This is a genomic window from Brevundimonas sp. M1A4_2e, assembly GCF_053345555.1.
Map to the genome: position 1 here is coordinate 482,501 of NZ_JBKFAI010000003.1, position 2,856 is coordinate 485,356.

The window sequence follows — 2,856 nt, forward strand, 5'->3', positions numbered from 1 at the left end:
CGTCGTCCCTGGAAATAACTCCAGCAGAGACCGTACCCGAAACCGACACAGGTGGTCAGGTAGAGCATACCAAGGCGCTTGAGAGAACTGTGCTGAAGGAACTCGGCAAATTGCACGCGTAACTTCGGAATAAGCGTGACTCACCCTGGGCAACCAGGACTGAGTGGCACAAGCCAGGGGGTAGCGACTGTTTAGCAAAAACATAGGGCTCTGCGAAGCATCAATGCGACGTATAGGGTCTGACGCCTGCCCGGTGCCTGAAGGTTAAAGGGAGGAGTGAAAGCTCCGAACTGAAGCCCAGGTAAACGGCGGCCGTAACTATAACGGTCCTAAGGTAGCGAAATTCCTTGTCGGGTAAGTTCCGACCTGCACGAATGGCGTAACGACTTCCCCACTGTCTCCAGCACAGGCTCAGTGAAATTGAATTCCCCGTGAAGATGCGGGGTTCCCGCGGTCAGACGGAAAGACCCTATGAACCTTTACTATAGCTTCGCCTTGGCGTTAGCGACCGTATGTGTAGGATAGGTGGGAGGCTATGAAACCGGGGCGCCAGCTCTGGTGGAGCCATCCTTGAAATACCACCCTTACTGTCGTTGACGTCTAACCGAGGGCCGTTATCCGGTCCCGGGACATGGCGTGGTGGGTAGTTTGACTGGGGCGGTCGCCTCCCAAAGTGTAACGGAGGCGCGCGATGGTTAGCTCAGACCGGTCGGAAATCGGTCGTCGAGTGCAATGGCATAAGCTAGCCTGACTGCGAGACTGACAAGTCGAGCAGAGACGAAAGTCGGCCATAGTGATCCGGTGGTCCCGCGTGGAAGGGCCATCGCTCAACGGATAAAAGGTACTCTAGGGATAACAGGCTGATTTTGCCCAAGAGTCCATATCGACGGCAAAGTTTGGCACCTCGATGTCGGCTCATCACATCCTGGGGCTGGAGCAGGTCCCAAGGGTACGGCTGTTCGCCGTTTAAAGTGGTACGTGAGCTGGGTTCAGAACGTCGTGAGACAGTTTGGTCCCTATCTGCCGTGGGTGTTCGAAGCTTGAGAGGATCTGTCCCTAGTACGAGAGGACCGGGATGGACATACCTCTGGTGGACCTGTCGTGGCGCCAGCCGCGCAGCAGGGTAGCTAAGTATGGAATAGATAACCGCTGAAAGCATCTAAGCGGGAAACTAACCTCAAAACAAGGCTTCGCTGAGGATCGTGGAAGACTACCACGTTGATAGGCCAGGTGTGGAAGCGCGGTGACGTGTGAAGCTTACTGGTACTAATAATCCGATCGGCTTGATCGTTTCTCAGCAAAACTCATTCGATTTTTACGTGTCGAAAACAAAAAACGATATCTTCTCATTTCATTCGTGTGTGTCGGGTTGACCTGGTGGCTCTGTCGGAGGTTCCCCACCCGATCCCATTCCGAACTCGGTCGTTAAGCCCTCCAGAGCCGATGGTACTTCGTCTTAAGGCGCGGGAGAGTAGGTCGCCGCCGGGTCTACCCGACACACATGTCTGAAATATCTCGAACCTTCTTCCTTTACACACCGCCTTGCCGCGGGATGGAGCAGCCCGGTAGCTCGTCAGGCTCATAACCTGAAGGTCGCAGGTTCAAATCCTGCTCCCGCACCCAAGATTCTAACCCGCTATTCCAACTGGATAGCGGGTTTTTCTTTGCCCAAATTGCTGGCCCGAAATTTGTCCTTTTACGGTCAGCCCCATACTGGTTCCGTTCCAGCACCGGCGTCACCGCTACCGTCGCGATCAGCCGGCGCACCAGATCCCGAGCCTCTGGGGCCGCTTCACTGTCGCTCCGATGCAGCGCCTGGGCTACGTCGCCGACGACGCGGCGATAGTGTCCGGCGATCCCAGGGTGCAGGCTACCGGCGAAGGCGCTTCTTCGTGCGGCGCCAGTTCGGCTTCTAGCGTCGCGCGCTGGGTCTCGAGGGTAGCCAGCCTGTCCTTGATCGCTGGACCGCTCAGGACGCCGTCGGCCACTTGATCGATCAGCAGGCGATCCCTAAGGGCCGCCCGGACCCGGTCGGCGATGTCGGCGCCCTTCACGCCTCGACCGTTGTCGCAGGCGGCCGGACCGCACTCGCGTCGCCAGGAGCAGACAAATCTCTGGGAACCGCTACGGATCATCGGGCCCGCACAGCAGCCGCAGGTCAGCTTGCCGCTGAGAAAGATGCCTGGGTCGCACCCTCGAACCGTTCGCCTGGCTTGTCCCGGTCGGCGCCGACATAGGCGAGCATCATGGATGGCGTGGCCATCAGACCTTCAACCGCACGGTCGTGAGCATGGCCTCGCCAACGACGTCCCGCGTCGCTTCGGTTCGAAACGCCGGATCCGCCACGACCTCCCTAGCTTGGGCGTCGTCGACGAGTTTCCCTCCGGCGCGACCTTGAGCCACTTCAGAAGATCGGCCAGTCGGCTTTCGTAAGCGGTGATCTGATCATCCAGAGTTTCTGGCGCACCCTCCGCTCGCGGCTCGGAATAGAAAAATCGGGACGCGGCGACGTCCTGAACATTGGCCTCGAACGTCCCACGGTTTCGGTGATGCACCCAGAGGCGGTGGCCGGTCCGCGTCTCTGTCTCGAAACCGCGAAGTAGCGACTGGGGAATGAAGTGCTGCTTCTTGCCTGACATCGCTCGCCCCCGAACGGGCCTTAGGGTATCGACGGATGGACTTTGGCTACGAGCCTCGAACTGGATTTCCAGTCCTGCAATCTAAATGTCAGACAATCGGCGGTGCTCGCATGACCGCTTCTGATGCTGTGGACGGCTCTCCAACCCACCGGCGGCGTTAGGCCTCCGGCAGAGCTGGAGGAGAGCCATGGGACAGGTAGCCACGATTGGTTTGGAC

Annotated in this window: 2 protein-coding genes, 1 tRNA gene and 2 rRNA genes (1 of these 5 running past the window's edge); 3 read left to right on the forward strand and 2 right to left on the reverse strand. The window is 58.5% G+C overall.

From position 1 onward, the window contains the following. From ACLBV5_RS09240 to ACLBV5_RS09250, 3 genes are all read left to right on the forward strand, one after another. Window positions 1-1,291 (forward strand): 23S ribosomal RNA (locus tag ACLBV5_RS09240) (it extends 1,490 nt beyond the left edge of the window). An 82-nt stretch (window positions 1,292-1,373) separates the two neighbouring features. Continuing rightward, window positions 1,374-1,488, forward strand: a 5S ribosomal RNA gene (gene rrf / locus ACLBV5_RS09245). Between the two features lie 58 nt (window positions 1,489-1,546). Then, window positions 1,547-1,623: transfer RNA gene (locus tag ACLBV5_RS09250), tRNA-Met, on the forward strand. Between the two features lie 197 nt (window positions 1,624-1,820). Here ACLBV5_RS09250 and ACLBV5_RS09255 read toward each other — a convergent pair. Both ACLBV5_RS09255 and ACLBV5_RS09260 read right to left on the reverse strand, forming a co-directional pair. Beyond that, window positions 1,821-2,252, reverse strand: a complete 432-nt coding sequence (locus ACLBV5_RS09255; protein WP_447605483.1) for a zinc ribbon domain-containing protein — start codon at window positions 2,250-2,252, stop codon at window positions 1,821-1,823. Window positions 2,253-2,270: 18 nt separating this feature from the next. Next, window positions 2,271-2,639, reverse strand: coding sequence for a DUF4238 domain-containing protein (locus tag ACLBV5_RS09260; RefSeq protein WP_447605475.1), 369 nt, complete (start codon window positions 2,637-2,639; stop codon window positions 2,271-2,273). Between the last annotated feature and the right edge of the window lie 217 nt (window positions 2,640-2,856).

Excerpts from the sequence above, each read along its gene's own strand:
- ACLBV5_RS09260 (WP_447605475.1), bottom strand. The coding sequence starts at position 2,639 with ATGTCAGGCAAGAAGCAGCACTTCATTCCCCAGTCGCTACTTCGCGGT.